This is a genomic window from Natrinema gelatinilyticum (genome assembly GCF_024266705.1).
In the GTDB taxonomy this organism is placed as follows: Archaea; Halobacteriota; Halobacteria; order Halobacteriales; family Natrialbaceae; genus Natrinema; species Natrinema gelatinilyticum.
Genome location: NZ_CP100758.1, coordinates 50,803 through 77,007 on the forward strand (window position 1 = coordinate 50,803; position 26,205 = coordinate 77,007).

Here is a 26,205-nt window from a genome sequence, read left to right on the forward strand (position 1 = left end):
ACTGTTTTCAGCGACTGTTCGGCGATACGGGATTCTTACGGCTTCAGATCCCGAAAATCGGCAGTATCGGCGATAGAGGCGATAGAAGCCCTGTCAGAGCTGGTGTAAGTAGCCCCATTCGACCCGGAGGATGTCTCGCGGTCGGCTACCATCTTACGTATCGGTCACAAACTGAACGTTCGCGTTAGTGGCACTCCGTTTCACGCTATCGATGCCGCGCTGGACGCCTTGTTTCGATCGATACCCCTCGCCACTGTCGGCGATGATCTTTCCGTTACCGGCGACAAGCCGCCATCGCCACTCGCCAGCGTTGTCGCGGAAGACCTCGAATGTGGCCGTGCGGGACATATAGTCACACTCTACGGGGACGATCATTAAAACAGGGGAATGAAGCCCGACAATACGATTTACGGGGCGTTTGGAATTCGTCGCTTTTTGTCCTCAGTGGTGGTACTCAATTTGCAGCCGATCTCCGTCTTCACGAGAAGGCTGTCTCCCACAAAGAGGATTGTGAGATGCTCAATTCATCTCATTAAAATCGGTCAATTCGGGGTCACGGTTTACAGCTGCGATACGATCGACAATCACATCGTGGAACGCGTGCCCCCCGAAGACTACGATCTCGTACTGCTCGAGATACTCGTATCGACGTTCCATCTCTTCTTCTGACACGTCTAACGTTGACGCGAGTTCGCTGACGGATTTTGCGGTGTCTTTGTCTAACTGCAACCGGATTTCGCTCTAGCGAGTACGCCGCCAACGTCACGAAGGCGAGATCGTCGCGGGCCGCCAAGTCTGTGACGGCCGACGCCCGGAAAGACGACGATCCATCCAGCACGATGATCAGATCAGCTTCGTTTCTTTCCATGATAAAAATGAAATTTTACCCGTGAACGGCGGTAACGTACTCTTCGAACCGAGAGAAGAAGCGATCAGCCGGCTGATTGGTCGAATTCGCCGATATCACGCAGCGCCGCCCATCGGGATAGCGATAAAGAACGCGTATGAGAGAGTCGTCGCGACACTTGGTCCGATAATCCAGAACGAGACGAACCGGGCAACGGCTGATGGGTCGAACAGTTGCGCGACGGGTTGGACGTCTTCAGTCGTTTCTTCACCGATCGTGGTTGGCTCGCTCGGCGTCTCGGCGGTAATCGCATCGACCGTGATCTCCGTTTTCGCCTCCCCTTTCACCATCTCGCCAGCAGTCGCCGTCCGACTGGCCCGACCCCAGCCGAGCCCGACGATCGTCATCACAGTCGACATTGCTAGACTGATTGGCACGCCGAGCGACGATGCGACCGTCGTGATACTTGCTGCCACGACCATCACGATTGTCGCCGCGAGCAACGGAAGCGCCGTGAGATCGTTGCCGACGGACTCCATCGTCCGACGGGCGATCGTAAATGCACCGAGACCGATCGCTCCGGTACCGAGCAGCACTGCCGCTTCAATCTCGATCACCTCGCCGCCCACGAGCGGCGCGACGGCGTTGGCGACGTTGCTCGCTCCTGCGCTGAACGACATATAACAGGCGATGATCAGCACGATGAGCGTACTGGCGAACTCACGCGACGTCGTCTTCGGGCCGAGCACGGGACGTGGCAGCAAGCCAGTCCGGTCGAGAGTGACGAGTGGGCCCTCCGATTGCTCGAGGGCAAACCGCCGGTCGAGTGAGGGATACAGATATCGCCCGACAACGGCACCACACCAGAAGCCAACGATCGGTGCGACGATCCACCAGATGACGATACCGCCGAGTACACCCATGTCCAGCGTTCCCGTCGCGAAGCCGTAGCCAGCGATTGCTCCAACGGCGGTCATCGAGGTCGAGACGGGGACGCCGTAGATGTTAGCTAGCAGCATCCCGAGTCCGATGAATGTCAACACCACGATGCTCGCTTGAATCGTGAACATCGACTGGGGAACGATATCGCCGCCCATCGTTTCGATGACGTTGCGGCCGACCGTCCATCCGCCGAGAAAGACGAAAAACGTCATGAGCGCCGCAGCAACTGTTTTATTGATGATATTTGCGCCAACAGATGGCCCCCATGCGACGCCGGTTGACGACCCACCGATGTTGAACCCCACAAACGTCGCAACGATCACTCCGAGTAGAAATAGTCCAGTAACCATAGTATAACTTATTGGAGTAATCAGTGAATAAGCTTTTCATTTCCTTTCCATTTCTCTTGAGTAGGGCAGAATCGATTGCCAGATGTGCTCTTTTCGTGAAAGACAGCCATCAGTTCCGCCTCGATTTGCGCTGGACATAGCACACCAGTTCGGCTATCGACCCACGTTGGCGCTCGTGCGAATAGCCACCTGAACCTGACGCTGAAACAGATTTTCTCCTGACGTGGTGGGGTAGAAGGAATGGTCAAACGTATTTGTGCGGGGGGTAGCAGCGTTCCCATGCCCCACAATCAAATTTGAGGGTAAAACTCACGAGCAAAATCCGTATTCAACGGGTACTGTTAAGCGGATGACTGTCGAAACCACCAGACAGAACTGCAATGGCTGGCATTACTGATCCACGCCCACCACTTCCGGAGTGGATTCTCGAGTGCTACGACCGACTGTGTACGCAGGCATGTCGGCCAGACCATGGAGAAGACAGTGTTCCGCTGATCGAGTACGACGAAGCCGTTAACGTATTGAGCTCCGATGCAGAGTTAGCGCTCGAACAACGGGACGTCGAGTACGCACTCACTCGGCTCCTCGAGCGGGGCTACTTCTACGAAGTCGAGGACGAACTTCGGATCACATCGCCAGAACAACGGTGATAACTACTCATCAAGGAGTTGCCGTGCACGACGATAGATCGGCGCACCAAGCCAGTCCCGGGTCTTGGCAATCTGCTCAAGGCGGTCCTGTGCGTCCTGTCTTTCAAGTACGCCCCGCTTGACGAGTGCCTGGAGTACAATTGGTGAGAGCGCGACTCGGGTAGTCGTGAGATTCTGAATCTCTGGGAGGGCTCGGAGGTCGTCGGTCAGAAGAAACGCGGGTTCAAGCTGATTTTCCAACGTAATACAACTTGCCTCCCCCTGATCGATTGTCGATGACTCAAACTGTTCTCCGTCAATAGTGTGAACAGAAAATTGCGCTTGCTGCTCGAGCACATCCCGAGCTGCCTGTCCATGTGGATCGTCGTACTCAGCTGTCTCCTCGAGTTCTTGCATGACCACACTTGTCGTGTGTACCTCGAACTCGGCGAAGACAAGGTCAGATACTTCGGCTGTCGCTAACGAAATGAGTGCACTCGTATCGGCAACGATCATTGCCAACTACAGCCCCGCAAGCTCGTCAGCGAGATCGTCACCTTGGTCAAGAACGGCTTTTGAGGCACGAACCGCCTCGGCGTCTTGGCGACCGATAAACGTTTTGAGGACATCAAAATTGATCTCATCTTCAAGATATAGCTCGACGATCGCTTCGTTGAACGCGTCTTCGTCTTCGATTTCGTTTAGATAGGATCGAAGTGCCTCGATCACGATCTCCGTCCGATTCTTGTGAGTAATCTTCGCTGCGATATCGGCCCTCTCGACTAATTCATCTGGAATACGGAAGTTTACTCGAGTTGTTCCCATAACCTTCCCTCTGTACATACGTTGTACCCACAGTCAAATAACATTGCCCCTGTGATCGACCTCGATTGATGCTGGTCGCTCGTCTCTCAGTGGGGCCTTGTCTCGTATTCCTCAAACATGACCTCAAATCCCTCGTCGATGACCTGTTGAACAAGCTCCGCGAACGAACTTCGATTATCTGGATCCTCAACGAGCGACCGATACGTACTCTCGAAGTGATGCCCATGAGAAGGCCGATCCCGACTCGAGGTTTCGTGTGCTGCTTCGTGCAACACCACCAGATACAGGTCGTGCATCCAGACGGCACGCTGGCGGCTCGTCACGGCCGAGTCGGTGATCACGATATATGTCCTGCTGTCGGTCCAGGCATCGGCACTCGCCTCGCCATAGTACACATCTCGCTCAATTCCAAGCTCCGTTGCGAGCACTCGAGCAAAGCGAAGATAGCGTCGCTGGTCAGCATTCAACTGCGACTCATCCTCAATGCGATGATAGCCCGTCCACACACCCTCTGACTCTGCTTGCTCGCCAACATCGAACATCTCCGGAAACGTTATCGATGTATCCTCGTCCGTGGCGAGATCGCGAAGCCGTTGTGTTGCCGTATCACTCGTATCAAGGACTATGTAGCCGCGTTCGACGAGTTTGTCCGCGCCCTTTTCGGCACCGTCAACCCACCCGATTTTCGGGGCTGCCTGGATCTCCTCGAGGCTGATACGGGACTCCGTTGCTAGCTGGAACAGCTTTCGATCGGCCCATTGCGTGGCCGATGCATCATCGCCGTCAGATACCATCGCTTCGATCATCACCTCCCGACTCTCGGCAGTCAGCCGATCATCTGAGATATCCGCGTACAGGTCATCGCGTGCCTGCTCGAGTGCGTCGTCGATCCGCTGCCACCGATCACAGCCCGACTGGATGTCGTTACGCGCAAAGTTCAGCGTCAAATTCCCCTTCGAGACGACAACCCCGCCGAGTCCGTACTCACGCTTCGTTGTCACATACAATCCGTTGCTGTATATGTCGAGCCCCTCATGGGGCGTGTACTCGAGTGCGAGGATCGCGTCGTCGGTTTCACGAGTGAGTGACGGGCGTGGCGAGTTTGCCACCGCCTCGAGTGGGTCTCCTTGATCGACCGGTTCGCCATTGATCACGACCGTGACGCCCGTTCGTGACTGGACGTACGCGAAGCGCTTGCGAAGATCGCGAACGTAGCGCCGCCAGCGGTAGCTGTCCGGATCCGGCACTTCGTCTTCGTAGTGATCGATCTCGACGAGCATCCCCTCGAGATGTTTCTCAGCGTCCATGAGTTTGCCGTCGCGCCCGCTGACGTCTCCCCACGATCCCGAGTCGCGTCGATCTCGGTAGTCGAAACACAGTGCAGTGTCGTGACTCCAGATGCGAACGGCGCCCTTCGCGATGATCGCACCCTTGCCGATGCCCCACTCGCCGATCGTCTCGTCGTCCGACCGTTGCTTGCTTCCCGCACCAAGCACCGACAGGTTGCGTCGCCCTTCGGCCGACTCGAGATCGACACCAGCACCGTCATCGAGGATGAGCGATCGTTCGGGTGAGATGCTAACCAAAACACGGGATGACCCAGGACTGTCGATGCCATTTTGGACGGCTTCGCGAATCGCGTCTGTGAGATCCGCCATCTGATCTTCGATGAGGTATGTTGCAACTCGCTCGTCAGCCGTCATCGTCACGGTTTCATCGGTTGGTGGCTGACTGGTCGGCTTCGAGTCAGTTGTCTCGTTCGTAGCGAACTCCGATAACGTCGGATGTTCTGTCATGGTGTCCACCCCTGTGGCACCACAGAAACTGAACGGCAGAACTCGAGCGCTTTCGCTAGACGCGGTTGCTGCTGGAATTGTGAAACAGATTTGGACAACGGCAGTCTGCTTCGTTCTATCAGTATTTCCTGAAAAAGCTTATTGTGATCTGCGTGCAATTCGCTATTAGGATGTCTACGAAAGAAGCGGATTGGAATACGCCTCTCGATACCGGAGAAGAGGCGTTTGAACTCCTCAGGAACGCCCGGAAAGCGTGGATCTATACCTACATTCGTCATAATGCGGACACCACTATCGACGATATCGTCGACTCCCTTGAGATTCCACAGCGGACTGCCTACGACTATATCCACGATCTCGAATCTGCTGGATTCATTGAGCAGTCAAACGAGAGACGACCGGCACGATATGCAGCTCGTGAGATCGATCTTCAACTGGTACAGGATGATGTCCAGCGGCAGATCACGCCAGCATTGATCGAGGCGATTGCACGCCGGGAGAGGGATGACGATATCGATACGTACATAGAACGCCACGGCTTGGATGGGCTTGCGGTCGCTCTCGAGTATGCTCGGGAATATGCTGGTGGATCAGTAACCCATCGAATTATGGCTCGAGAGCAGGAGATCTCATCGTTAGAAGCGGGTATCATTCTGGACGCACTTCGCCCCGTCGTCGAAGAGTGATTTGAATGGATGCCGACAGAGAAATCGTTTTTCTTGACTCGTCAGTACTCATTAGTTGTGGACGACGAGAAAGCGGACGGTTCCAAGCGCTAGCTCGCGAAGCCAAGCAGCGAGACGTTGTATTTCGAATTTCTCCCCAAGTGTATGCCGAAGTCTCTGGTGAGACAGCGATCGATGGATACGAATCAAGTAATCTTGCTGTCGACGAAGCATTGCGCGAAGGCTGGCTGAAAGTCACCGAAAGCCCATCCTATTCGATATCGGATGTCTCGAAGATCATGGATCAATCGCGGAGATTCATCGCAACTGCCAGCGATCGGCCAGAAGATATCGTGGAAAAAGCTGACACGGAGATTATCGGATTATCACTCCAGATGCTCATTGACGGAACGGCTGATCAGGTCACTATTGTAACAAACGACATTCCACTCGGTGAAGCAACAGAGGCGCTGATTCCCAAGTACGGGTTCGCTGCCGACCAAGTGACTTGGCTTACTGGCGGCGATTTTACACCTGAACTCGGTGAGGACTTCGTACCTGAATTCGAATGACCCAATTCTGTTGAGTCTCTAGAGGGTGTCTTTCTTAGGCCCAGACGATGAATCCTCACTCTATGATGCTCTGGAGACAGTCACATCGGATTCTGTGACCAGTATACGGAACTCACCAACCGAGAATCGAATCTCGAGATCAGTCTGTGGGACCGTTGAGTCTACGATCCGCTTGAGGGCTTCGACGTCAATCACACGCTGCAACTGGTACTCGTTCCGGTCGAGGCCCTGTTCCTCGAGTGCCTTGATGATCTCGAGCAGAAGGTCTCGATCATTCATCGTCGGGCACCTCGCTGACAACGTCGATGATCTCCTGGACGGTCGAACTGATCCGTCCGAGTCGATCCTGGATCACCTCGGGATCGTCGTCCTGCCACGAGGCGAGATAGAACGCTGACCCGCTCGTATCCAGGCCGAAATACCGACCGACAATGTACGCGACGGCCTCCGCCTCGACCTCGCGCTTCGATCGTTCGGCCTCGTCGTCGACGCCGAAATGGAGCAATGCGTGAGCGTACTCGTGCAGCAGCGTGACCGCAAGGTCGGCCTGGTTCGGCCGGGCTTTCGCCTCGACGACCGGCGTAAGATCGTGGACACTCCGCTGTGTACAGACACCTTTCGCGTCGCCGTGTGCCCACTCGTCAGCGTCGACGATGCGAACCGTCACGCCGAGCCCTTTCGCTGCTTCTGTGAGTGTGGGTACGAGGTCCTCCGCGTCACCAGTCGCTTCCATTTCTAACTCGGGAAGTGGTTCGCCCTCGGTCTGGGAGATGTCGAAGACGGCGGTCGGTTTGAACCCGACGAGTCCCTTCGACCATTCCTCTGGCGGTGTCTCGTCGTACTCACAACCACTGTCCTCGTGGTAGCTCGGCGAGTTCTCGCATTTCGGGCATTGCTTCGTAATGATCGGTGCCCAGATCCAGATCGCCTGCTCGCCCTCCTGGACGTGCCGCTCGAACTCGTTCTGCCAGGTGTTGTAGCCCGCGACCTTCGTCGCCTCGGGACACTGGAGTTTGATGAGCAGCGTGTTGCGATGGGAGTAGTCGTGAAAGTGGCTCTGGATGTCGAGCCACTCCCGGAACTCCTCGCTGGCCTGTGCCTCATCAACGTCGTCAACGAGTTCGTCGATCCAGTCTTCGATCGTACTGTGCATCTCGTCTTTTCGCGTGCCGGTCTCCTCGAAGGAGGCCGACGGCTCACTGGTTGTAGCCATGATTTTCGAGAATTCGCATTACTGCGATCGCTTCGATTCAGACCGCGCCGCACCCCTCACGGCGCACAAAACAACTGGCGGCGGCTGTTACCGGAGATCGTGGCTCTCGTCAGCGAAACCAATCGTTACGAGATACTCGAGGAACGAGTCGAACTGATCGACGTCATCGGCCTCGGTAGTGGTAGCATGGACGAACGCAAAATGGAGGAGACTTTAGGGGGACGAAATTACCGACTCATCGCGATTGATAACCTCGCGTCAGACATCCTCGAGCTGTACAAGCAGCAGCTTCACACGGTCCGATAGGCCGGAGACTCAATAGTCGTGCTCGATAAACTCAAACGGCTTCTCTTCAGCGCCGCTGCACCGAACAAACAGAGCACTGAACGGAACGGCTTTTATTCGGGGGTTCACCGATTTCAAGCCGGATGGATTGGAGCGAAAAGTGCGTGAGAATCCTGATGTTCAGACGGAATTGGCGTATGCCCACGCTGGCTATGCGTTTGGCGCAGTCGTTCGAAATCTAATCGTTGTTTGTGCATCAGGAGTTGGTACGTATGCGCTGATGTGAGTTGATCCGACCCGACGTGAGCCGCGCGAAGTCCACATGGAGTATCATATCTTAATTGGTCATTCTCGTCCTCGCGATTTTCAGGGTATTTTATATATCTTTACTCTCAAACCCACGACATGGATCAAGTGATGATGTGTTAACCACTACTACCATCTCATCTACTCGAACCCATCCGCCATCATCGCTTGGTCCACGTGATCGGCGGTGCTCATCACTCAGGGCAGGTGAGTATCGATCAAATGGCAGTAGTCCTGATGCGAAGGAAATCAACATTAATCATGGTTAACAAGAAAGACGTTACTCGACGCAGTTTGATAGGCGGTATCGGAGGAGGGGCGATCGTTGCGCTGGCGGGTTGTTCCTCGAAGGCGACTGATGCGGTTCCGCTCATGGGTCCACGTTTCGATGAGAAAGACTTGGAGGAGATTAGCCTCGATCCCGAGTTTTTCGGTCCGAAGTGGGTGTATGCGGAGGACGAGACCAAGAGTGACTCTGATGACATCGGGCTCAACGCCAACTCCACGAACGAGAGTGGAAACGAGTCGGACAGCTCGGTCATAGAGCAACTCAACTTCGATCCTAAGGATTACCCCGGTATTTCAAGCGTCTACAAGGCGAGTGAAGACGATTGGCCGACCGGATTTGCGTTCGCCTACGTGGGGATCCTCGAAGACGGTGATATGGCGAAGGATGCGGTCACGGCGTTCGGGGAGCGCGTATTCGTCAACTCAAAGGATTCTGACGTGGGTGATACGGCAGTTCGAGGCGAAGCGGAAAGCACGGGCTTAATGCTGGCCCACCTCGCGAACGCGTTCGTGATGACGGGAGCGATATCCATCGACGGTTTCAACATCTCGCCAGATAACCTGACAGCTCTCGAGGCGTGTGAGGAACTCGTCTCCCAGCTCAAAGAACTGTAGCGCTACCAGCAATGGGCGAGTTTCTGTTTGCGTTTTGCGTTCGCGATTATGACCCATGAAATGGGTCGAGTGGTGTGACCTCTCACTTCACCTTCCAAATTCACCCGACCATATCGCTCGATCCACGTGAATGGCGGCACTCATCTTTCAGGGCTACTCAGCTTTGCCCGTTGTCAGGGTGACATATTGATCACTCAAACAGCCACGAGAGGGCATCTACTGACCGATATTCCCGACGAGCGGAACGACGAGTTGATCGCTACAGGAGTGAACTGCCCTCGTCTTCGCATCGATCGGTGCGTTGTCAACGTGGTCGGTTGCGTGACCGGTGTCGGAATACTTGTTCAGTAGTAACTCTTCTGCTGATCTGACGACTAATGTTGTAGGATGTCCAACGTGCAAAGTCGAGTAGATAGGGAATGAGACACCCCACATCGGCTGTCAGCACTGGCAAATCCCGTCACCGTCACACTCGTGATCCGTTCTCATCGGTGGCCTGTCTCGACCCGTTCTAATCGGTGTATCCCCACGAGTCCGTCGCGGAGTCGTAGACGCGTCGAATCATTCCACTATCTGAGACGAGTCTGATCGCGGTCGTCGATCGACTCGCGATGCGGCGAATCACGGTCGCGGGTCGACGTGTTATGTCGTCAATTGTTGAACTGCCAACGTGGAATCGGATGGGGAGATTCACAGTAGTTCATGAGTTCAAACAGGATGGTTCGACATGAAGCCGCAAAGGGGAGTGGTGGGAACACTCCGGCCACACCAGGCTATTGGATCGGATGGGAATCCGGTGTAAGGTTAGGACAATTCCAACCTCACAATGATTGCGACACTCTCAGAGACCTTTAATGTTCCCACGGATAGCAGCGGTGACAGTGGCGATGGCGATAGTGGGTCGGCGAGTAACGGCACCTCCGACGAGGTAAGATACTTTCTCATTGGCACGGTATACACGGCCATGCCCTTTGGGACGAGCTGGCAGACATTACTCGAGGAATGCGACGCTCTTGGGGAGGACGCCACACTCACCACACCACTTACGGACAAGCAGTTTCGCATCACCAGTACCCAAGACCCCCGTATCGTGATTGAGTTTGTCGAGACGAGTGATTCACAGCCGCTACAACGCGAGCAGTTCGAAAGCTTAGCCGGTCGAATCAGCGAGTCCGGGGGAACATTCGAACTCCACCGGCTTCCCCCGGACGCAGAACCGTACGCGGCTGTCCTGAGTCTTCATCCTCGGTACGAGTGCAACGTCCGGGCGGGGACACTCACCGAAACCGATGAGCCGACGACGTCGCAACTTATCAAAGGCACGTCTCCCGCCACTGACGAGCAGGATCAAGACCGGACAGAGCCCGACCTTAACGTCTACGCCGACATGCTGCTGTTGATCGACATGCTCGAGCGACATGACCCGGCAACACTCGAGGAATGGGAGACGCCGGTGCTCATCAACCTCTATACGCTCCTTTCGGACGTTCAACGGAATGCTGGTGATCTTCGCACAGAGGTTCGTGAGGTATTGCTCGACCGACTGCACCACGACCGACCGGTCCACGGCCAATATGGGTCGGTCCAACGGACGACCCGGCGCAATCGCTCGCTCAAAGACGACGAGGAGGTCCTCCGCGTCCTCGGAGAGGCAGGAATCCCTCGCGACCGGCTCGTGAGCGTGGACCGTGAGAAAGTCGACGAGGCGCTCGAGGTGACCGAACTCTCAGAGTCAGCAGTCTATGAAATCGACGAGCGTGAGTACGTCCGCAAAGCCGAGGTCGACGAAGAGCGCAAAGAAACGCGGCTACAAGGGTTGAAAGACCAACTGGCGCTCAGTGACGATCCCGAAGCTGAGGAGTTGCGGCAGGAGGTCACCGAACTTGAACAGCGGATTGAGAATCTGACGGAGTTCAAGCCCGGGACGTCAGTATCCACACGCTCGTAATGGCCTCACCGTGAGGCAAGGTGGCTATAGATGTGGTCTGTCGTCTGTCAATTCTCGTGCCGTAACCGAAGTTGGACGTCACATTTACTTGATGGCCGTCGTGTTACGCTACTATCCGTTCGGTCACGCGTCGTCGCTGTCGTCGATTTCGAGACGCCTGTCACCGGACACCGTTATCCTGTACCCGTAATAGGGGAATACGAGGTGGCCCCGGCGAGCAGTGAATATCGAGTCGAGTGCCTCTGGGTCGATGACGTCGTAGAGGGGAGGAAGGTCGGTCGGAGCGACGCCTTCGCGTTCTGCAACGGTTTCGATAACGCGTATGCTAAGCAACTTCTCTACTGTGTGTGATTTCGCGCTCGTCATCTGTTACCGTCTCTACTGACTCGTTTTCAGAATAAAGTAGTAACGCATCTCGCTCATGGCCACTCGTCCGTGAATTCAGCCACATGGCTGTCAAGCACCTCCAAGAGTGGTCGAATGTGGTCGAACGCAGGCCCCTTCTCGACCTCGTGTGTGTTCTTGTCCCAGCGGATGAACCCATACACTTCTAATTTCGGGAGGTGCTCGTGGTGCATGGCAGTCTGAAGGTGGTCACGTTCCTCGCTCGTGTGGCTCTCCTTCGTTGCCCTTCCACGTGGACTCGATCGGATTGCGGATTGTGATCGAGGAGTGCAACGAGTACCCGCCGTCGGTGATGGCTCGCTAATGCGTCGAACGAGTCATCCAGCATCGGCGCGCTTCTCCTTCTCACATCAGTCATGGTATACATCCACATGCCGGGCATTTCGCCAAGAGTGTTGTGCATGACACAACTATGGGGTGCGAATTCCGCAGCTAAATTGGGATATTGCACGGAATATCACACCCGGGATCCGTAGAATCGCTATTCGGGTGGGGTCATCACAAAGTAGCCCCAGGATTGAGCGTAGTGGTTGGTGATAATTTCCGAACTGTGGATCGTGATGCCGTACTCGTTTAACGCCGCGCATTATCTTCCGTGAAGTGGTGGAGTGATGTCCGAGACAGGTCACTCCACGCAAAATCGTGTGCTGTTAGTTTTGCCCTGCTCGCTTGAAGAAGGCGATTGCAGCGCCGAGGAGCACGAGATTCTGGAGGAATGAGGTCAGTTCTTCGTCGCGCGAGTCTTCGCCGACAGCCCAGAAATCGTGCATCACTGGAGTCACGCCGACGAAGAACGTGGTAACACTGGCTGCAGACAGCTTGGGAAGTTTCCAGAAGCCGATGCCAAGACTACCACCAAGGAGGAGGCCACTCGAGGCTGGGACAAGTCTGTCTGCGAGGGGGACGCCTTTGGCTTCTGCATAGGCGATCCGTCCATCAAGGTTCGTCAGGTTGCGGAGTGCAAGTACTGCAAGCCCACTCGCAAAGAGGAGTCGGCCGAGCAGCGATGGTGGACTCTCATGAGTTGAGTCGGAATCAGACATCAACTAGAGCAGAGGGCGCTAGTGCGTTAACTGCCACGCTCTCTGAAGCTCCTGCCGCTACCTCGAGGGCGGAACGCCCAACGGTGGTGTCAGAGTCGGTGCTATCGCCGGTGTCATCATGCTCGTCCCGATGGTGTTCATGGGCATGTTCGTCATGATGTTCTTCCTCGGCTTCAGAGTTAGCGGCGCACCGCAGATGCTCACTTTCATGCTTGTACCAATGCTCGTGTTCGGTAGTCTGTATACCGTGGACTTGAGCGCTATCGGCGGCTACCTCGGTATCTATCTCAAGGACGAACTCTAACATAGCCGCCAAACGCACCGTGATACGCTCATTCCTCGTTCATTTTCAGTTTCACCGTGGTTGGATCGCCTATATGTGGATCCGGGTGCTTTCCTGCCTGTAGAGGGAGTAACCCTACCATCCCTGTCACAGTCACACGCTCCCTCCCTATCACCTTCATCAATCCATGTCCACGACAAACCCGCCGGATCTCGGTACGTGTCCGTTCTGCCAGGCCGAGATCAAGACTCTCAACGTGATCCTCGAGTATGAGACGGATATGGGACCGGCCGTATACGCTGAGTGTCCCGAGTGTCGTGACGTTGTGAATCCAGAGTAATCCACGTATGGTATTTGAAGGTGTGGACCGGTTGAAGGACTTGCTGGATCAGCCAGAAGTCGTGTACGAGTGCCGGCGCTGTGGAACCACTGTTGACAGCAGTACCGAGACCTGTTCTGAATGCCAGTCAGAAACGATCGTCCAGCACCGGATATCCTGACCGATGGACGAGGAGTACGATCAAATCCTGAAAATTGTAGCGGAGTACCCGAGGCATCCCGTGAGGAAATTACGGAGCTGGCAGCCGATCACGGCGTCATCGACACGGATATCCCGGTCGTCATCATCACCGCTATCGTCAATTTCGTCGTCCGCGGTACGGTCAGTGATGATGTCATATATAACCTGTTCTGCGTCGCTGAAGTCGGCTTTTTGACGTGAATAGACTGTTTCTGTGTCCGGGTCTTCTCGTACTTCCTCGAGTTGTTCAGTGGGGATGTCCCAGCTGTGGACGAACGGGTAGTCACCGATTGGCGCGGTGTCGTTATGTAGCCAGCTGACGAGGTCGCTATGGCAGAACCGGCAGAGGATGTAGAAGTCGGCTGTGGAAAAATCCCAGTGCGTAGCCCTGATTACGTAGTCCTTTCTAATGGTATTATCTCTCTATCCCATGCCAGAGGTATTTTCAGATCCCATGATAATACTACAGCAGAATATGGAAAAGATCTACCTGACGGCATTCAGTCTTTATCGTGGTGCGCTTGACGAATACGCTGAGAAGGTCGAATCGATTTTTGACAGCAAGGGCGCTGACTATACTGGCCCAGTCAAAGTTGAGACCTTCTCATTCTCCGGACCATTAAATAACGGTTTCTCTAGGCGGGAACTGGAGACTGCACCGAAATGGGTGCAATCACTCGACTTCCGTGACGATGACTACTCGCGTCTTCGTTCGTTCAACAAAGCGAAAGACACTGGGAACATAATGCTGTTTGGTCGGAGATTCTTGCTCACTGATAACAGAGCTACGCAAGAGGCAATGTCGGTACCGTTACCGGATACTGTTTGCTTGCACGTTGAAGTGGATACGATTGACCAATACAGCGGCGGAAAGCACACACCGTACACCTACGATCCGGACCGTGACCACGTAACCGATTCCAGTTGAGCGATACAGAAACCCTTGATTCTAGAACCGGCGGTCAACAGCTGTTGATACTCCGAGGACAACGTACAAGAGAAAAATACCGACAAGGATGATGTCCTGGCTGCAGACCCGGACTGCCAATTCAAGAAAGGAGATACCGAGAAGTAGAGAGTGTACTATCCAGGCGACCGCTACCGCCGCTCCCCCTTTGCTTTTGGCCGCTGCGAACGTTTTTTCTGGTATACTATACAGGACTGCGGCCAATGCAGCGCTGAACACAGCGAGCCCCATGAACACTGGTACTGGAGCGTCTAGTGTGCCGATATTGTCGGCGACCCACGGGCAGGGCGGCACTGCACTGTATTCGCTATAGATGTATCCGAAGATCGCGGCCGGGAGAAACAAGGTCACATCCCGCTCCTTCTCCGGATCAACGAATTTGGGAAGATTCTGAAGCATAAGACCTGCTGTTACTGATTCTCTCCATCCTCCGCTTTTTCTACCGATACGTCCTCATCCTGATAGAGGTCCACAGCGTCTGATCCGTAGTAAAACGTGATTATCATCCCGACCCACTGCCAGGCGAGCAGTTTGAGACATTCTATTCCCTTCTCTCCCAGTTCGGGGACCGCCTTTGAGAAGTACTCTTTCTGTTTCTCTGCTTCTTCGGTGTCGCGGATTTTCTCGAGGTACTTGGTGGCATCCTCCGGCAATTGCTCGGAGTATGACAGGAGATTGGTGGCAGTGTACTGTAGGAATGCCGAGCCTTGCACAGGGTCTTCCAGTGGTTCGGCTGCGAGCTCTGTTTCCGGCTTGTCCTGTTCTTGTATGCCTTGATCGTCGCCGGGGGCTGGTGCCGTGTCGGCTTCGTTTTCCTGTTCCTTAGTCGATGGCTGTTCAATCTGCTTCAGGGAAGCGGCCGTCTCGTATGCCTCTACGACGGCCGGATCATCCAGTTTTTGGAGTGTCTCAACGGTCTTCTTATCCGGGTATCCCTGTAAATCGACTGCGTTTGAGATGGCGAGAGTTGCTTTTTGTATATTAGCGATTTCATCGGGGTCGATAAGCGGTTTCGAAAGCTGTTTCTGTATTTCCGGGTCGTTGAGCACAGTCATTGTACTCAGCGGCAGAGAACTCTGTACCGCCTTTCTGAACTGCTCGGTCTCTAATTGACGGGCCAGCGGGAGATGTGCGGCTTTCACCGTCTTAGCCAGTTCTTGGCTTATCCGTCCGAATGGGTTGTATCCGCTGCGATCAGTGCTGTCATCACTGCCTTCGGGGTTTTCCTCATCGGTGTCTTCGTCGCTGGACGGAAAGTGCTGGTCCGTGTCTGATTGCTCTTTTTCGCGGGGTTTTGTTGTTTCGTTGTTGTCTTGTTCGGAGTCTTCAGAGGGCGCGTCCCCGGAGGGCATTCTTGTCCGATTGTTGGAATACAGAGGTGTTTAACCTGTCGGGACCGGACTATTTCTGTCGGTAGGACGGGGTGGAAAAATCATCGAAACATGTACCTTGGTCCGAACGCTCAGACACCGAGGACTACGGTGTATCCCCGCAGAACAGGAGGGTCTGGGACACCGATCCGGTGAAATTCCACGCCAAATCTCGTGTCCTGCAGTATCATCGTCCGGATCCTATTCCAGATGTTCGGCGATCTTCAACTCGGTGTCTTTGATGGGCTACGCTTCCCACCACCGACCACGCTCGGGGAACAGCACGGTGCTCCACCCGGTCAGGGCTACCGAGACGCGCCCGTTGTACCAGTTCTTCGCCGCTCCGTGAATCTGCACACGTTCATCCTCTTCGATCCAGGGTTGATTCGATTTCTTCCAGACAGTCACCTTCGTTCGCCCGCTCTCGTCCTCAATGAGCCCGACTTGCTGAATTGCCGGTGAGTCGCTCTCCCACAGCTGCGTCACCGTACCTTCGATGCTCACTTCTTTGCGATTGACGTTCTCGAGCTTCCCGATGGGGACCACCTGTCCCGGTGCCGTCTGCAACTCCTCGAATACCCCGACGACCGCACTCATCAGGTCTTTCCCACCGACCACGGCTTCGCCCAGTCGCCGGCCAATTGCCGCTCGCGACCAGCCATCCAGCTTTTCCGCCAGCCGCATCGACTGCTTGTTTACCGCCGCCAACTGCTCTTGCGCGAGTTCTGTACGAGGATCGTCTCGCTCTGGGTCCGCTCTCGGGTCCACGCTCGCCGCGCGCTTCTGGAACTCTGCACGTCGCTCAACGCTCCGCTTCGCCGCAATGTCTCGCGTCCGCTTCTCCCGACCTTCCTGCGTCCCCAGTTCGGCTTGGGCACTGATGCGCTCCAGTTCGGCCTCCCGCGCCCGAATGCGCTCTTCCTGTTCAAGCGTCGCACTGTAGATTCGCTCTTCACTGGTGTCGACCATCCCGTCCGGGTGGTTGGCATCGACTTTTGCCTGGACTTCCATCTGCACCGTCGCCTGGAACTTCGGCATCTCATCGACGACCTTGAAGCCGTTCTCGTCAACCTCCGCTTCGTCCGCTTTTTCGAATGCCTGTTCATCGACCGAAACTACATTACTGGTAGCGTTGTTACTTGACATTGGAGTTAATGCACTCCGAAGGCGCTCACGCGTCTGCCACCGCGATGCTGTGACATCGCGGTTTTCCGACGACAACGACCGATAGAACCATCTGCGCGCTCTCGCTCGCGCCTTCGCGAGCGCCCCTTGGGGCGCGAGCGAGAGCGCGCCTCAAGGAGACCACCCAACCAGCACCGCGCGCCGTCTCACCGAGCGCAGCGAGGTGTGGCTTGGAAGACGAACGGAGTGAGTCTTCCAGCGGCCTGCCCGGAGCGAGCGGCCAGCTTTAAGCCGTTTCTCGCGTCCGGCCCGGACTGCGGGTCCGTGCCCAGGGCGACGGTCGTGAACACGGCGAGTCGTGGTGTGACTCGTCGTGCGGAACGGCCCAAAGCGCTGGAACGCGAAAGCCCGCGAGGGGCGCAACCGAAAACGTGCTTAATGCTGGCGTCGAGGGCACATGCATTTTAGCCCGGAACGGGCGTGGGCGGTGCGGAGAGCGCCCGCACGCCCGGAATGGTCGGTCGCGAAACGGTGACCGAAGGGAGCCGTGAGCAAGCGGAGGGCGGCATGCGGCGAGCGGGGCGAGCCGGTACCCAAGAGCGAACAACCGACGCAACAGCAGCCCGATTGATCCATGTGGGTGGGACTGAAAGGGGTTGGCGCGCTCGAGGAACCCCGCCGACAAAAGCACCGCAACTGTGTGAGGAGCGCAGCAAGGCGCGGGACTCGAGCGTGCCAGGGGCTTTCACCTATTATCGAAAGCGGTGATTGCAAGCCGCTCATCGAGATCGACCCCATCACAGTTGTTTCAGTGAAACGTCCGCACCTATCGGTGCGAACCTACTGACACTGCCAGCTAGCAACAGCCGGTTTCGTCGGGGACCCACTTGCACACATCACCTGTAGTAAGGTCGTTTTCGTCGATGTACGCCGAGAGGCAGGCGTAGTTACAGAAGTACAGTGGAGACCCACAATCGTCGTCACAATCGCGGACACAAATGGGGTCGTGGTCGAAGATACGCGACTCACAGTACACACACGTCTCCTCTGCGTCGGGTGTTACAATAGCCGTAGGCATACCTGTGCTAAGAATTCTGTCACGGAAAACGTTTCGTGAGGAACCAGTGAATAAATCCCCTGTACTTACCGATTCGGAGACCGAAACAGCGATCCAAATCGCTTCCGATCTCGATTAGCCGATGTACCGTGATTCCCATTCATGACGATCCTCAACTGCTTGTTCTCCCTCGTCTGTAATCGCGTAATAGTTCGTTCGTCTGTCGAGTTGTCCTTTCTCGACAAGGTCCTTGTTCACAATCGTATCGAGATTCGGGTACAGCCGGCCATGATTGATCTCCGAACTGTAATACTGCTCGATCTCGTCTTTGATATCCTGTCCAGATGGCTGGTCAGCGCCCGCGATTACGTACAGCAGGTCTCGTTGGAATCCTGTAAGGTCGTCCATGACCCAACCATTCAGGCAAGATGATGTTTGTTATTCCACACGTACGTAGATGTAAGCCAATCCAACTAGTTGGTTCTTTATACTACTAGCTGGCTCCCTTATCATTCACGACATTCTGAGACTATGGTCGCGATGGAACGCTCGAGAAATCTGGTCCAGGCGCGCTCAGTGGACAGGACCGTCTCACTCCGAATCTGAGATAACTCATCGACGTACTGATCTTCCCACTCCCGGCGGTCCTCGAGTTCGCGTTGACCACGCGCTGTGATCGTGTAGTAGTTCGTTCGTTTGTCGGCCTCGCGTTTGTCGACGGGCCCTTTGTCGACGACCGTATCGAGATTCGGATACAGCCGCCCGTGGTGGATCTCGTTCTCGTAGTACCCTCGAGTTCGCCTTTGATCGCGAAGCCCTGAGGATCGTCTTGGCCAGTGATCACGTACAAGATGTCAACTTTAAAAGAGGGTGAGGGCGTCTACTTTGGCGCAGAAAAACTGCCATCACTGATGACTTACTCGTCCCATAAGCTGGTAATTCGTTCTTCGATGGTATCGAGTATGAGCCGCAGTACATCCCGATGATCGCTTGGCCACGAACTGTCCTCGCCGGGTGTCGGGGCTGTAGGTGGTGGATGAAAGTGGTTTCGTGTATTATGTGGGTTCGGATGCCGGTCCCACCGGCACTCCCAAGCGTGGTCTAGATGCACCTCTCGGTAATGAATTTTGAAGTCATCGTTCGTGTACCAGCGAACAGTGAGACTCGCTTCCTCTACGGTTTCGGGATAGTGCGATAGTGCGAGTGTCACACGGAGTTCGAGATGTCCACTCGCATCCGTGATAGTCGCTCGAGCGACCTGAGCGGTGGCTTGGAGGCGTGTCTGGAGAAACTCGAGAATTGGGCGGTCGATAGGCGCGGGGCTACGTCCATCTCCTGCAGGTGGCGTCATCGATGGGATTACCCGGATGCGTGGTCGGTCTCAGCACCAGCGCGTTGCTGACGGGCGCGTTCGTAGTGCTTGCGCTCATCTCGAGCGGTCGCCCAGTCGGCAAGGTCGCTATACACATCGTCGATTGTCCGTTCATCGCTCGTCTCTGCAGCATCGACAGCGTCGACGGCTGCCGGCGTTGTGGCATCGTATGTGTCTTCGTAATCGGTAATCCGTGTCGTGAGCTTGCGGACGTGCTCTTGGAGTTCGTCGACGGTGTGCTCGGCAGCGAGCTGATTGATGCGCCGCCACTGGAAGTATGCATCATTGCGCTCGTAGGTCGTTGGATGGCCGTCATAGCGCGTGACGATCCCGAGGTCGCTGAACCAGCCCAGATATTTTCGAGCTGTCTTCGGGTCACATTCGGCCTGCTCTGCGATAGCGCTCGCCGTTGCAGGCTCGCGGGTCTGAAGAATTGTCCCGTAGATGCGCTGTTCAACGTCATCGTCACGAAACGCATCCTCAAAGGACGGGGGTCCATCTGGAGACTCTGTGTTGGACATACTCGATCTTGCGTGGCTACCGATATAATTCTTACTTCGAGGAATAGTTTCCTGCTTAGATGAGGCCGGGTGTCCGTATCACTTCTTCTGTATTCTCCATGATTTCACGACTCATTCTGGCAAAGACTGTACTACGACGAAGAATGAACAACGGACTGGTATATTGATGGCTGATGGCTACCTCTCGCCAGTCTGTGAGCCTGTTCGCAGTTTCCACGTTTGCTTCACCTGGAACGTATCTGGTTCCTCAGCAGGATGGGAATGACTCTGATTCGTCGCTAGTGGCGCGGGCCATGCGAGGCGATTGAGCAGTTCCTCACGGACGTCCTGCCGAGACATTGTCTGTTCGTGCCAGCCGAGCCGTTCGTCGTAATGACACTTCCTGAATCGCTGGCCGGTCGGATCGGCGGCGATGTACTGGGTTCGTTTGACTCCCCAGACGTTCGACGATCGATACTCGGCACCGACATCTGCATGTGTGAGTTCGACGAGAACACACTCGACGAATGAGATGAGTGACTCTCGACTCCGATCGTTCGGAACGCGTAACTCGAGGACGGACCAAGGTGGTTTGGAGGGCTGTCGGTGGGCTGGGACTCGATTGATACCACGGTCTCGTGGGTGCTGTCGCTCAGAAGTCATACGCTATCTCGGGACGGTTCGACCGCCCCGCACCCGTTCCCAGGGATGAAAAACACGAGATTACAGTCGCGACGGTATCGGTAGCTCGTTGCTCTGTTTCTTTGGTCCGAAGAATTCGTGAAACCCGCACTCAGTATAGGGAAGGAGTAATCAGTATCTACCCGCCACAAGTTGCAGGAGGTAGAAACCACGATACTACGTTGTTCAGTATCAGTGGTTTCCAATATTGAGTGCTCTGACGGCCTCAGCTGGTGTGACATCACACGCGACGAGTTGGTCCGCAGCCAACTGCCACGCATGGTTGGCAAGGTCGGGATCGACATCTTCGGTCTCGTAGCTAAACTCCGCCAAAGCGACCGCAATCAGGAGGTCCTCCTGTCGATTGGAGAGCATCGCTGTCGTTGGCCGCGGCCTTGGATAAAAAGAGTGGGTTATTCTACAGACTGGACAGGACGAGTGCCTTGGGGCTTGCTCCCGAGGTACTTCACCAAAATCACGGGTGCTTCGTTCGGTAACGTGGCTTCCAGTCTGGTGTTGACAGTACTATCCTATTGGACGGAACACTCAAACGCCTCCTTTGACATGAACAGGTATGGGCCGAGCGATCCTCGTAGTCTTCGTGACGCTCCTCGTCGTTCTTGCGGGATGTGTGGGCGGCACCGAAGGTGCCGAGAACGTGATCGACGACTCTCAGTCGGTTGGGGATTCCCTCGATGTCGTCGAGCTGAACGTTGCGGACGTATCGCCCGATGAAGAGTACATCGTCCTCCAGAACACCGCCGATGAGCCCGTCGATTTGTCCGGGTTTGAACTCCGAGACCGAGAGGGTGGGCAAGTTGATGGCGGCCTCTCACCGTTTTCGTTTCCAAGTGAGTTCATCCTCGAGCCCGGGGAGACGGTGAAGATAACGACCGGTGAAGGCGACTCAACGGAGAGCGAACTGTACTGGGGGTACAACGTGAATATCTGGCGAGACGATGGCGATGTGGTTCGGCTCGTTGACGCCAATGGCCAAGTCGTACTCGAGCACGCTTACGGCGATATCGATCTCGATGAGCCGGATGGCGATATAGAAGGCGATAACGGTGACGAGAGCGATGGAGACGGTGCGAGTACTGTCGAAGGCGAACTCGAGATTCACCACATCGACGTTGGGCAAGGCGATTCGACCCTTCTCGTCACGCCAGCCAATGAGACAATTCTGATCGACAGTGGCGACTGGCGACAGGATGGCAGTGAGGTCATCGCGTATCTTGACGCCCAGGGGATCGATCGGATCGACCACCTCGTTGCGACGCATGCCGATGCCGATCACATCGGTGGCCACGCCGCTGTGATCGAGCACTTCGAGACGACTGGTGAGGGCGTTGGGGCCGCGTACGATTCGGGTGTTCCATCGGATTCAGCTACCTATGAGAACTACCTCGATACCGTCGACGAGTACGATGTCGATCTTCTCCTCGTCGAAAGCGGTGACGAACTGCCGCTTGAGGGCGGCGTCTCCGCCCAGGTGATGAACCCGCCTGCTGGGGACGCTGGGAGCGACGTTAACGACAACAGTGTAGTGTTGGCATTCGAGTTTGGCGACTTCCAGTATTTAGCGCCCGGCGATGTCGATACTGGTGTCGAGCAGCGGCTAGTTGACGAGTGGGGAAGTGATCTCGAGAGCGACGTCTACAAAGCTGGCCATCACGGCCCATCGACCTCCACGAGTGAGGTCTTCGTAGACGCCATTGGTCCTGAGACGGCCATCATCTCGAGTGCCTACGACTCACAGTACGGGCATCCGAGTGACGAGGTACTCGAACGGTTTGCCGATCGGGATATCGAAACGTACTGGACTGGGGTACACGGCAATATTGTGGTCAAAACCGATGGGACGTCGATCGCTGTCGAGACGAGTGAGTCGTTCTCAACGGATCCAGCGGATATCCTCGCGGAAACGCCCGACTCTGACGACGAAACGAATGCACTGGCACTACGACCGCTTGCCGCAGATGAGGCAGCCAGTGGGATTGATGCGACTGTCGCCCTTGCTATGGGGTGAGAAAAATGGATGGGACCTACACTGGCGTTGTTGATCGGATTGAAGACGGCGAGATTGCCATCATCTTGCTTGAAGAAGACGAGCAGGTGATCGAGCAAGTGGATGTCCTCGCTGATCGACTCCCAGAACCCGCTCGAACGGACGGTGGCGTGCTGTCGGTGACGCTCAAGGATAGTGAGGTCGTGTCGATGGAGTACCGACCGGAAGCAACGCGAGAGCGCCGTGAATCTGTTCAGGAGAAACTGGATCGGTTGTCCGAGCGGTTATCCGATCGCGAGGAATGAGTTGACTATTCGTTGACGAACAGAAAATCGAGCGTGCTCAACGCTTACCTGTACTTGCTGCGCTGTTATTCGAGGATGTCATAGAACGGTTCGCATACCCTCTCTGCGCCTACCCGACGAACGGTAAGTATAGGAGACTCACATACCAGTTCAGGTCGAAATCCACCTGGCACCTGTCAGGAACCGCCTGCAAGATATAGTGGATGAGTTCAGCACGACATTTTTATTTGTTTCACACCAAAATCGGTGAACCATCTGCTCAATGGTTCCTGCAAACTTATCAATTCAGCCGATTAAGTTTGGAATCCCTTCAATTCACTAAGTGCGTATCCAATAGCCAGACCTCCGGACAGAAGGCCTATTGTCCCCAGCAGTTGGTTTCGTGGAACAACAGTCGTTTGAGACACCACCAGCAAGGCCATCAGCATGACGTGCACGGCGAGTAGACGGTCGGTTCGATCGGACATATGATCACACACTATTTGTTTGATATAAGTCGTTCGGTTTTTCGCCTATATTGATCGATAGGTAGATCCTCTTCCCTAAATGATAACTGGACGTGTGAACTACTGTGAGTCCACAATTCGTTCGGTGATTTTGAGACCAATATAGACGATTCCTCCTACGAAAAGTCCGTTTAGCTGTAATTGAGGGCGCTAAGCCACCTTCTGCTCACGGCGACGCCGTTCGCATGGTCAGCGGGACCGACGGTCCACGAATGGGATGTGAATTAATAAAGCGACTGCTGCGCCAAGGGCCGCAAGAAAACCTGCAGCAAACGCGCGCCAGAGCTTGGTCATATTGAATTTCTAATAATTATCCACATAAAAATTCAGATTTATTGATAGGAGCAATCTATAGTGAACGATCTGTTCATCACCTGTACTGAGTAATCGCCCCTTCGCAAATTGACTCTTAACCCGTGCGACATTCGCGCCCTGTATTCATCACGTGATTTCGAATATCTCTTAGCTCTGATAGACAGTCCAACATTGAATAAACTGCCGTGTTGACTCGATGGAAATTCTGCTATCCCATAAGAGCGTGAAACAAGTATGGGACGCAAGAGACCGAGATCTATTCCGTGCCCCAAAGCACGTGGTGTTGACTGGTCCGAGTGCGTAGGAAGCCGAGTCCTGGGCAGTACAGCCCGACTGCCGCCAGGAGCGGCAGTCGGGAAAGCCCGCATAGGTGAATCTCTGTTTCACGCATCAGCGTTCCGAGGTGAATCCAATGTTCATTGGAATCGACGTGCACAAACGGTACTCACAAATCGCAGTATTGGACGAAAACGGTGAGATTGTCGAAGAGGTTCGCGTCGAAAACGCGAACCTCGACGACTTTGCCCAGCAGTACGTTGGGTCAAAAGCCGCGCTTGAAGCGACTAGCAATTACTACCACATCCATGATACTCTTTCAGAGTATCTGGATGTGATCGTTGCTAATCCAGGCGAACTAAAGTTAATCTCCGACTCGGACAAGAAAACTGATCGCGTCGACGCGAAACAACTTGCTCGGATGGTTCGGTTAGGCTCGATTCCTGAAAGCTATGTTCCTACCGACGAGGTTCGGCAAGCCCGCGCACTTGTGCGCGGGCGCCAGAAGCTCGTTGAGAACCGGACTGAGTATGCGAACAAGATCCATGGTTTGTTGAGTGACCACGGGATCGCTCAGGAGGTGAAACCGCTGAGTGTGAAGGGACGAGAGTTCCTCGCGGAACTCTCGCTCCCGGCGCCGTGGGATGCGCTGTTGGAGTCGTATCTAGAGCTTATTCAGACACTCACTGAGCAGATTGAGTCGTTGGAAGCGGAGATCGAGGAACGGGCTGGGTCTCTGAAGGAGACCCAGCTCCTGATGACGATTCCTGGCGTGAGTTATTTTACGGCGTTGACGATTTACGCGGAGTTGGGAGAGATCGCCCGGTTTGATCGGGCCAAGGAGGTCGTAAGCTACGTCGGGCTGAACCCGATAATCCGCGAGTCTGGCGACTCGCGGTTTGAGGGAAGTATCTCGAAACGAGGGTCAGGGCGAGTTCGGTGGCTGCTTGTTCAAGCGTCGTACACAGCGGTTCATACGTGCGAAGACGAGTACCTTAGCCGGTTTTACAACCGATTAGCCCGAAAGAAGAACTCGAAAACAGCGATTGTAGCAACCGCTCGGAAGCTGCTGGTTTCAATGTATCATATGCTGGACCGTGAGGAGGTGTACGATCCACCAGGGGTGAGTGCCTGAGCGCCGCCGGGGCGGCGCTCATTGGCCGGTTGGTGGTAACGTTAGCGACTGCTCTCACTACCAAGAAGTCTCCCGCCTGATGGCTGTTACAGTAGCCATCGGTTCGCCGGTTGTCGATTCTACGCTCGAAAATTACAGCAAGTCCTCGTCGCCCGAAGAATTATCTTAGCAAACGTGGTTTGTTTAACCAGCAGAATTTCCATAGGTGAATAGCTATTGAATCATAGTTAGAGTGGCTCACAGAGCGGTTCTATATTGGCGATGGCGAACATGAGGACGATCTCACGAAACTGTCGATACCAGCCCAGCGCTCGCACGGCGTCGCCGAGCGAGCGCTTCGTCGTTGAGTAGGAAGTTTCGGCCATCCAGCGCTGTGAGTAGCCTTTTGCCCGGATGAGCGCGTTATGTCCTACCGTGAGTGGTCTCGATCCACGTTGTAAGATGAGCGGTTCGACACCGAGCGCATAGAATTCGTACTTGGTGTGCCAGTTGTGGAAGGCTTTGTCAGCCGAGACGGACAGCAGGTCGTCCGCCGGAACGCGGACGACCTGCGGCCCAGTCTTCGTATCGTGTTTCCACCGTGCTGAGATATGCACGTCGAGAACAGCGAGTGAGTCTACATCGGTTAATGTCGTCACTTTCAGCGTCTGCACGTCACTTCCAGACCGCTGGCGGTAGTACGAGGAGGCTGAGCGGCGATCGAAGAACGTACTGTCGAGAGCTGCGTGACCAGACTGCGGGTGTTGCTGCGCTGAAACGCGCAGCAACGCCCGCCACACCCACATTTTGAGACGGTCGAACGATTTGTAGATCGTGGTGAACTCAGGAAGATCGTCTCGGTCTAAGCCGAGCACATCACGAATCTCGGTCATGTACTTCAGCCGATTCGGCGTTTCATGGTAGCTGTGGCCGTCTTCGAGCCGGAAACAGTGCAGAACGACGTGCACCCAGCGGGCGAACCCGCCGCTGGCGGGCTCGCCCGCGTGCTTCCCCAACGCTTGTTTGGCTAGGTGGCGACACTGCTCAACGAAGTCGAGGAGATCGACTTCCATAGGT

General features: G+C 55.1%; 32 protein-coding genes and 3 pseudogenes. 13 read left to right on the forward strand and 22 right to left on the reverse strand.

What is annotated here, in order from left to right; translation table 11 throughout:
- Positions 1-153: 153 nt before the first annotated feature.
- From NJU76_RS25900 to NJU76_RS25910, 3 genes and pseudogenes are all read right to left on the reverse strand, one after another.
- Entirely contained in the window at positions 154-348 is a 195-nt protein-coding gene (locus NJU76_RS25900) for an HVO_2922 family protein (RefSeq protein WP_254534046.1), read from the reverse strand.
- Positions 349-727: 379 nt separating this feature from the next.
- Positions 728-970, reverse strand: a pseudogene (locus tag NJU76_RS27290) (IS630 family transposase); the annotation flags it as partial.
- Positions 964-2,139 carry an inorganic phosphate transporter gene (locus NJU76_RS25910; RefSeq protein WP_254534047.1) on the reverse strand — a complete coding sequence of 392 codons (1,176 nt, stop codon included), beginning with the start codon at positions 2,137-2,139 and terminating at the stop codon, positions 964-966. The gene NJU76_RS25910 and the pseudogene NJU76_RS27290, both read right to left, overlap by 7 nt.
- A gap of 380 nt (positions 2,140-2,519) precedes the next feature.
- Here NJU76_RS25910 and NJU76_RS25915 point away from each other — a divergent pair, with 380 nt between their 5' ends.
- Positions 2,520-2,789 carry a hypothetical protein gene (locus NJU76_RS25915; RefSeq protein WP_254534048.1) on the forward strand — a complete coding sequence of 90 codons (270 nt, stop codon included), beginning with the start codon at positions 2,520-2,522 and terminating at the stop codon, positions 2,787-2,789.
- Positions 2,790-2,792: 3 nt separating this feature from the next.
- Here the strand turns inward: NJU76_RS25915 and NJU76_RS25920 are convergent, their stop codons facing one another.
- From NJU76_RS25920 to NJU76_RS25930, 3 genes are all read right to left on the reverse strand, one after another.
- A complete protein-coding gene (locus NJU76_RS25920; RefSeq protein WP_254534049.1) occupies positions 2,793-3,284 on the reverse strand; it encodes a PIN domain-containing protein in 492 nt (163 codons plus the stop codon).
- A gap of 6 nt (positions 3,285-3,290) precedes the next feature.
- Positions 3,291-3,593 (reverse strand): ribbon-helix-helix domain-containing protein, encoded by a 303-nt coding sequence (locus NJU76_RS25925; RefSeq protein WP_254534050.1) that lies wholly within the window; start codon positions 3,591-3,593, stop codon positions 3,291-3,293.
- An 86-nt stretch (positions 3,594-3,679) separates the two neighbouring features.
- Positions 3,680-5,389, reverse strand: coding sequence for an ATP-binding protein (locus NJU76_RS25930; protein WP_254534051.1), 1,710 nt, complete (start codon positions 5,387-5,389; stop codon positions 3,680-3,682).
- A 170-nt stretch (positions 5,390-5,559) separates the two neighbouring features.
- Between NJU76_RS25930 and NJU76_RS25935 the strand changes: the two genes are divergently transcribed.
- Together NJU76_RS25935 and NJU76_RS25940 are read left to right on the forward strand one after the other, a co-directional pair.
- Positions 5,560-6,075 (forward strand): helix-turn-helix domain-containing protein, encoded by a 516-nt coding sequence (locus NJU76_RS25935; protein WP_254534052.1) that lies wholly within the window; start codon positions 5,560-5,562, stop codon positions 6,073-6,075.
- A gap of 5 nt (positions 6,076-6,080) precedes the next feature.
- On the forward strand, positions 6,081-6,626 hold the full coding sequence (locus tag NJU76_RS25940; protein ID WP_254534053.1) for a PIN domain-containing protein: 546 nt from the start codon (positions 6,081-6,083) through the stop codon (positions 6,624-6,626).
- Positions 6,627-6,686: 60 nt separating this feature from the next.
- Here the strand turns inward: NJU76_RS25940 and NJU76_RS25945 are convergent, their stop codons facing one another.
- Together NJU76_RS25945 and NJU76_RS25950 are read right to left on the reverse strand one after the other, a co-directional pair.
- Positions 6,687-6,905, reverse strand: coding sequence for a HalOD1 output domain-containing protein (locus tag NJU76_RS25945; protein ID WP_254534054.1), 219 nt, complete (start codon positions 6,903-6,905; stop codon positions 6,687-6,689).
- The gene (locus NJU76_RS25950; protein ID WP_254534055.1) at positions 6,898-7,839 is read right to left on the reverse strand and encodes an ImmA/IrrE family metallo-endopeptidase; all 942 of its coding nucleotides are present in this window, start codon (positions 7,837-7,839) and stop codon (positions 6,898-6,900) included. The genes NJU76_RS25945 and NJU76_RS25950 overlap by 8 nt, the downstream gene beginning before the upstream one ends.
- A gap of 99 nt (positions 7,840-7,938) precedes the next feature.
- Between NJU76_RS25950 and NJU76_RS25955 the strand changes: the two genes are divergently transcribed.
- From NJU76_RS25955 to NJU76_RS25965, 3 genes are all read left to right on the forward strand, one after another.
- Entirely contained in the window at positions 7,939-8,145 is a 207-nt protein-coding gene (locus tag NJU76_RS25955) for a hypothetical protein (RefSeq protein WP_254534056.1), read from the forward strand.
- 492 nt (positions 8,146-8,637) lie between these two features.
- Positions 8,638-9,333 carry a hypothetical protein gene (locus tag NJU76_RS25960; RefSeq protein WP_254534057.1) on the forward strand — a complete coding sequence of 232 codons (696 nt, stop codon included), beginning with the start codon at positions 8,638-8,640 and terminating at the stop codon, positions 9,331-9,333.
- A gap of 964 nt (positions 9,334-10,297) precedes the next feature.
- Positions 10,298-11,281, forward strand: coding sequence for a DUF7983 family protein (locus NJU76_RS25965; RefSeq protein WP_254534058.1), 984 nt, complete (start codon positions 10,298-10,300; stop codon positions 11,279-11,281).
- Positions 11,282-11,404: 123 nt separating this feature from the next.
- On the opposite strand, the gene NJU76_RS25970 is transcribed toward NJU76_RS25965, so the two are convergent.
- From NJU76_RS25970 to NJU76_RS25975, 3 genes are all read right to left on the reverse strand, one after another.
- Positions 11,405-11,647 (reverse strand): HalOD1 output domain-containing protein, encoded by a 243-nt coding sequence (locus NJU76_RS25970; protein ID WP_254534059.1) that lies wholly within the window; start codon positions 11,645-11,647, stop codon positions 11,405-11,407.
- Between the two features lie 53 nt (positions 11,648-11,700).
- Positions 11,701-11,859, reverse strand: a complete 159-nt coding sequence (locus tag NJU76_RS27295; protein WP_425604348.1) for a hypothetical protein — start codon at positions 11,857-11,859, stop codon at positions 11,701-11,703.
- Between the two features lie 477 nt (positions 11,860-12,336).
- Positions 12,337-12,729 (reverse strand): DoxX family protein, encoded by a 393-nt coding sequence (locus NJU76_RS25975; RefSeq protein WP_254534060.1) that lies wholly within the window; start codon positions 12,727-12,729, stop codon positions 12,337-12,339.
- Positions 12,730-12,799: 70 nt separating this feature from the next.
- On the opposite strand from NJU76_RS25975, the pseudogene NJU76_RS25980 reads away from it, so the two are divergent.
- From NJU76_RS25980 to NJU76_RS25990, 4 genes and pseudogenes are all read left to right on the forward strand, one after another.
- Positions 12,800-13,033: pseudogene (locus NJU76_RS25980) on the forward strand (DUF5518 domain-containing protein); the annotation flags it as partial.
- A gap of 166 nt (positions 13,034-13,199) precedes the next feature.
- A complete protein-coding gene (locus NJU76_RS27385) occupies positions 13,200-13,352 on the forward strand; it encodes a DUF7837 family putative zinc-binding protein (protein WP_486642030.1) in 153 nt (50 codons plus the stop codon).
- Between the two features lie 120 nt (positions 13,353-13,472).
- The gene (locus NJU76_RS25985; protein ID WP_254534084.1) at positions 13,473-13,733 is read left to right on the forward strand and encodes a hypothetical protein; all 261 of its coding nucleotides are present in this window, start codon (positions 13,473-13,475) and stop codon (positions 13,731-13,733) included.
- Positions 13,734-14,007: 274 nt separating this feature from the next.
- Positions 14,008-14,460: a hypothetical protein gene (locus tag NJU76_RS25990; protein WP_254534062.1), complete on the forward strand. Its 453-nt coding sequence runs from the start codon at positions 14,008-14,010 to the stop codon at positions 14,458-14,460.
- A 21-nt stretch (positions 14,461-14,481) separates the two neighbouring features.
- On the opposite strand, the gene NJU76_RS25995 is transcribed toward NJU76_RS25990, so the two are convergent.
- The 10 genes and pseudogenes from NJU76_RS25995 to NJU76_RS26040 all read right to left on the reverse strand — a co-directional run bounded on the left by NJU76_RS25995 (position 14,482) and on the right by NJU76_RS26040 (position 20,979).
- Positions 14,482-14,898 carry a hypothetical protein gene (locus tag NJU76_RS25995; protein WP_254534063.1) on the reverse strand — a complete coding sequence of 139 codons (417 nt, stop codon included), beginning with the start codon at positions 14,896-14,898 and terminating at the stop codon, positions 14,482-14,484.
- Between the two features lie 11 nt (positions 14,899-14,909).
- Positions 14,910-15,851, reverse strand: a complete 942-nt coding sequence (locus NJU76_RS26000) for a hypothetical protein (RefSeq protein ID WP_254534064.1) — start codon at positions 15,849-15,851, stop codon at positions 14,910-14,912.
- A gap of 264 nt (positions 15,852-16,115) precedes the next feature.
- Positions 16,116-17,015, reverse strand: coding sequence for a DNA-binding protein (locus NJU76_RS26005; RefSeq protein WP_254534065.1), 900 nt, complete (start codon positions 17,013-17,015; stop codon positions 16,116-16,118).
- An 835-nt stretch (positions 17,016-17,850) separates the two neighbouring features.
- Positions 17,851-18,072, reverse strand: coding sequence for a hypothetical protein (locus NJU76_RS26010; protein WP_254534066.1), 222 nt, complete (start codon positions 18,070-18,072; stop codon positions 17,851-17,853).
- Positions 18,073-18,186: 114 nt separating this feature from the next.
- Positions 18,187-18,459: a PadR family transcriptional regulator gene (locus tag NJU76_RS26015; RefSeq protein WP_254534067.1), complete on the reverse strand. Its 273-nt coding sequence runs from the start codon at positions 18,457-18,459 to the stop codon at positions 18,187-18,189.
- A 101-nt stretch (positions 18,460-18,560) separates the two neighbouring features.
- A pseudogene (locus NJU76_RS26020) lies at positions 18,561-18,904 on the reverse strand (helix-turn-helix transcriptional regulator).
- A 63-nt stretch (positions 18,905-18,967) separates the two neighbouring features.
- Positions 18,968-19,402: a toxin-antitoxin system TumE family protein gene (locus tag NJU76_RS26025; protein ID WP_254534068.1), complete on the reverse strand. Its 435-nt coding sequence runs from the start codon at positions 19,400-19,402 to the stop codon at positions 18,968-18,970.
- 8 nt (positions 19,403-19,410) lie between these two features.
- Positions 19,411-19,944 carry a DUF7342 family protein gene (locus NJU76_RS26030; protein WP_254534069.1) on the reverse strand — a complete coding sequence of 178 codons (534 nt, stop codon included), beginning with the start codon at positions 19,942-19,944 and terminating at the stop codon, positions 19,411-19,413.
- Positions 19,945-20,121: 177 nt separating this feature from the next.
- Positions 20,122-20,586 carry a DUF8030 family protein gene (locus NJU76_RS27390; protein ID WP_254534070.1) on the reverse strand — a complete coding sequence of 155 codons (465 nt, stop codon included), beginning with the start codon at positions 20,584-20,586 and terminating at the stop codon, positions 20,122-20,124.
- Positions 20,587-20,796: 210 nt separating this feature from the next.
- A complete protein-coding gene (locus NJU76_RS26040) occupies positions 20,797-20,979 on the reverse strand; it encodes a phage Gp19/Gp15/Gp42 family protein (protein ID WP_254534071.1) in 183 nt (60 codons plus the stop codon).
- Between the two features lie 199 nt (positions 20,980-21,178).
- Between NJU76_RS26040 and NJU76_RS26050 the strand changes: the two genes are divergently transcribed.
- The 3 genes from NJU76_RS26050 (at position 21,179) to NJU76_RS26060 (ending at position 25,149) form a co-directional block, all read left to right on the forward strand.
- Positions 21,179-22,633 (forward strand): lamin tail domain-containing protein, encoded by a 1,455-nt coding sequence (locus tag NJU76_RS26050; protein WP_425604350.1) that lies wholly within the window; start codon positions 21,179-21,181, stop codon positions 22,631-22,633.
- A 5-nt stretch (positions 22,634-22,638) separates the two neighbouring features.
- Entirely contained in the window at positions 22,639-22,917 is a 279-nt protein-coding gene (locus NJU76_RS26055; RefSeq protein WP_254534072.1) for a DUF3006 domain-containing protein, read from the forward strand.
- Between the two features lie 1,233 nt (positions 22,918-24,150).
- Complete coding sequence (locus NJU76_RS26060) at positions 24,151-25,149, forward strand: IS110 family RNA-guided transposase (protein ID WP_254529463.1); 999 nt, start codon at positions 24,151-24,153, stop codon at positions 25,147-25,149.
- A 227-nt stretch (positions 25,150-25,376) separates the two neighbouring features.
- Here the strand turns inward: NJU76_RS26060 and NJU76_RS26065 are convergent, their stop codons facing one another.
- Positions 25,377-26,201 (reverse strand): IS5 family transposase, encoded by an 825-nt coding sequence (locus NJU76_RS26065; protein WP_254534073.1) that lies wholly within the window; start codon positions 26,199-26,201, stop codon positions 25,377-25,379.
- Between the last annotated feature and the right edge of the window lie 4 nt (positions 26,202-26,205).

What these genes read in the sequence shown, in the direction of transcription:
- NJU76_RS25975 (WP_254534060.1), bottom strand. Translation starts at nt 12,729, where the DNA reads ATGTCTGATTCCGACTCAACTCATGAGAGTCCACCATCGCTGCTCGGC.
- NJU76_RS25940 (WP_254534053.1), top strand. Translation starts at nt 6,081, where the DNA reads ATGGATGCCGACAGAGAAATCGTTTTTCTTGACTCGTCAGTACTCATT.
- NJU76_RS27385 (WP_486642030.1), top strand. Translation starts at nt 13,200, where the DNA reads ATGTCCACGACAAACCCGCCGGATCTCGGTACGTGTCCGTTCTGCCAG.
- NJU76_RS25930 (WP_254534051.1), bottom strand. Translation starts at nt 5,389, where the DNA reads ATGACAGAACATCCGACGTTATCGGAGTTCGCTACGAACGAGACAACT.
- NJU76_RS25970 (WP_254534059.1), bottom strand. Translation starts at nt 11,647, where the DNA reads ATGACGAGCGCGAAATCACACACAGTAGAGAAGTTGCTTAGCATACGC.
- NJU76_RS25950 (WP_254534055.1), bottom strand. Translation starts at nt 7,839, where the DNA reads ATGGCTACAACCAGTGAGCCGTCGGCCTCCTTCGAGGAGACCGGCACG.
- NJU76_RS25925 (WP_254534050.1), bottom strand. Translation starts at nt 3,593, where the DNA reads ATGGGAACAACTCGAGTAAACTTCCGTATTCCAGATGAATTAGTCGAG.
- NJU76_RS26015 (WP_254534067.1), bottom strand. Translation starts at nt 18,459, where the DNA reads ATGGACGACCTTACAGGATTCCAACGAGACCTGCTGTACGTAATCGCG.
- NJU76_RS26000 (WP_254534064.1), bottom strand. Translation starts at nt 15,851, where the DNA reads ATGCCCTCCGGGGACGCGCCCTCTGAAGACTCCGAACAAGACAACAAC.
- NJU76_RS25910 (WP_254534047.1), bottom strand. Translation starts at nt 2,139, where the DNA reads ATGGTTACTGGACTATTTCTACTCGGAGTGATCGTTGCGACGTTTGTG.
- NJU76_RS25990 (WP_254534062.1), top strand. Translation starts at nt 14,008, where the DNA reads ATGGAAAAGATCTACCTGACGGCATTCAGTCTTTATCGTGGTGCGCTT.
- NJU76_RS26005 (WP_254534065.1), bottom strand. Translation starts at nt 17,015, where the DNA reads ATGTCAAGTAACAACGCTACCAGTAATGTAGTTTCGGTCGATGAACAG.
- NJU76_RS26060 (WP_254529463.1), top strand. Translation starts at nt 24,151, where the DNA reads ATGTTCATTGGAATCGACGTGCACAAACGGTACTCACAAATCGCAGTA.
- NJU76_RS26010 (WP_254534066.1), bottom strand. Translation starts at nt 18,072, where the DNA reads ATGCCTACGGCTATTGTAACACCCGACGCAGAGGAGACGTGTGTGTAC.
- NJU76_RS25900 (WP_254534046.1), bottom strand. Translation starts at nt 348, where the DNA reads ATGTCCCGCACGGCCACATTCGAGGTCTTCCGCGACAACGCTGGCGAG.
- NJU76_RS25995 (WP_254534063.1), bottom strand. Translation starts at nt 14,898, where the DNA reads ATGCTTCAGAATCTTCCCAAATTCGTTGATCCGGAGAAGGAGCGGGAT.
- NJU76_RS25965 (WP_254534058.1), top strand. Translation starts at nt 10,298, where the DNA reads ATGCCCTTTGGGACGAGCTGGCAGACATTACTCGAGGAATGCGACGCT.
- NJU76_RS26030 (WP_254534069.1), bottom strand. Translation starts at nt 19,944, where the DNA reads ATGTCCAACACAGAGTCTCCAGATGGACCCCCGTCCTTTGAGGATGCG.
- NJU76_RS25935 (WP_254534052.1), top strand. Translation starts at nt 5,560, where the DNA reads ATGTCTACGAAAGAAGCGGATTGGAATACGCCTCTCGATACCGGAGAA.
- NJU76_RS26025 (WP_254534068.1), bottom strand. Translation starts at nt 19,402, where the DNA reads ATGACGCCACCTGCAGGAGATGGACGTAGCCCCGCGCCTATCGACCGC.
- NJU76_RS26055 (WP_254534072.1), top strand. Translation starts at nt 22,639, where the DNA reads ATGGATGGGACCTACACTGGCGTTGTTGATCGGATTGAAGACGGCGAG.
- NJU76_RS26065 (WP_254534073.1), bottom strand. Translation starts at nt 26,201, where the DNA reads ATGGAAGTCGATCTCCTCGACTTCGTTGAGCAGTGTCGCCACCTAGCC.
- NJU76_RS27295 (WP_425604348.1), bottom strand. Translation starts at nt 11,859, where the DNA reads ATGCACCACGAGCACCTCCCGAAATTAGAAGTGTATGGGTTCATCCGC.
- NJU76_RS26040 (WP_254534071.1), bottom strand. Translation starts at nt 20,979, where the DNA reads ATGCTCTCCAATCGACAGGAGGACCTCCTGATTGCGGTCGCTTTGGCG.
- NJU76_RS25915 (WP_254534048.1), top strand. Translation starts at nt 2,520, where the DNA reads ATGGCTGGCATTACTGATCCACGCCCACCACTTCCGGAGTGGATTCTC.
- NJU76_RS27390 (WP_254534070.1), bottom strand. Translation starts at nt 20,586, where the DNA reads ATGACTTCTGAGCGACAGCACCCACGAGACCGTGGTATCAATCGAGTC.
- NJU76_RS26050 (WP_425604350.1), top strand. Translation starts at nt 21,179, where the DNA reads ATGGGCCGAGCGATCCTCGTAGTCTTCGTGACGCTCCTCGTCGTTCTT.
- NJU76_RS25985 (WP_254534084.1), top strand. Translation starts at nt 13,473, where the DNA reads ATGCCAGTCAGAAACGATCGTCCAGCACCGGATATCCTGACCGATGGA.
- NJU76_RS25945 (WP_254534054.1), bottom strand. Translation starts at nt 6,905, where the DNA reads ATGAATGATCGAGACCTTCTGCTCGAGATCATCAAGGCACTCGAGGAA.
- NJU76_RS25920 (WP_254534049.1), bottom strand. Translation starts at nt 3,284, where the DNA reads ATGATCGTTGCCGATACGAGTGCACTCATTTCGTTAGCGACAGCCGAA.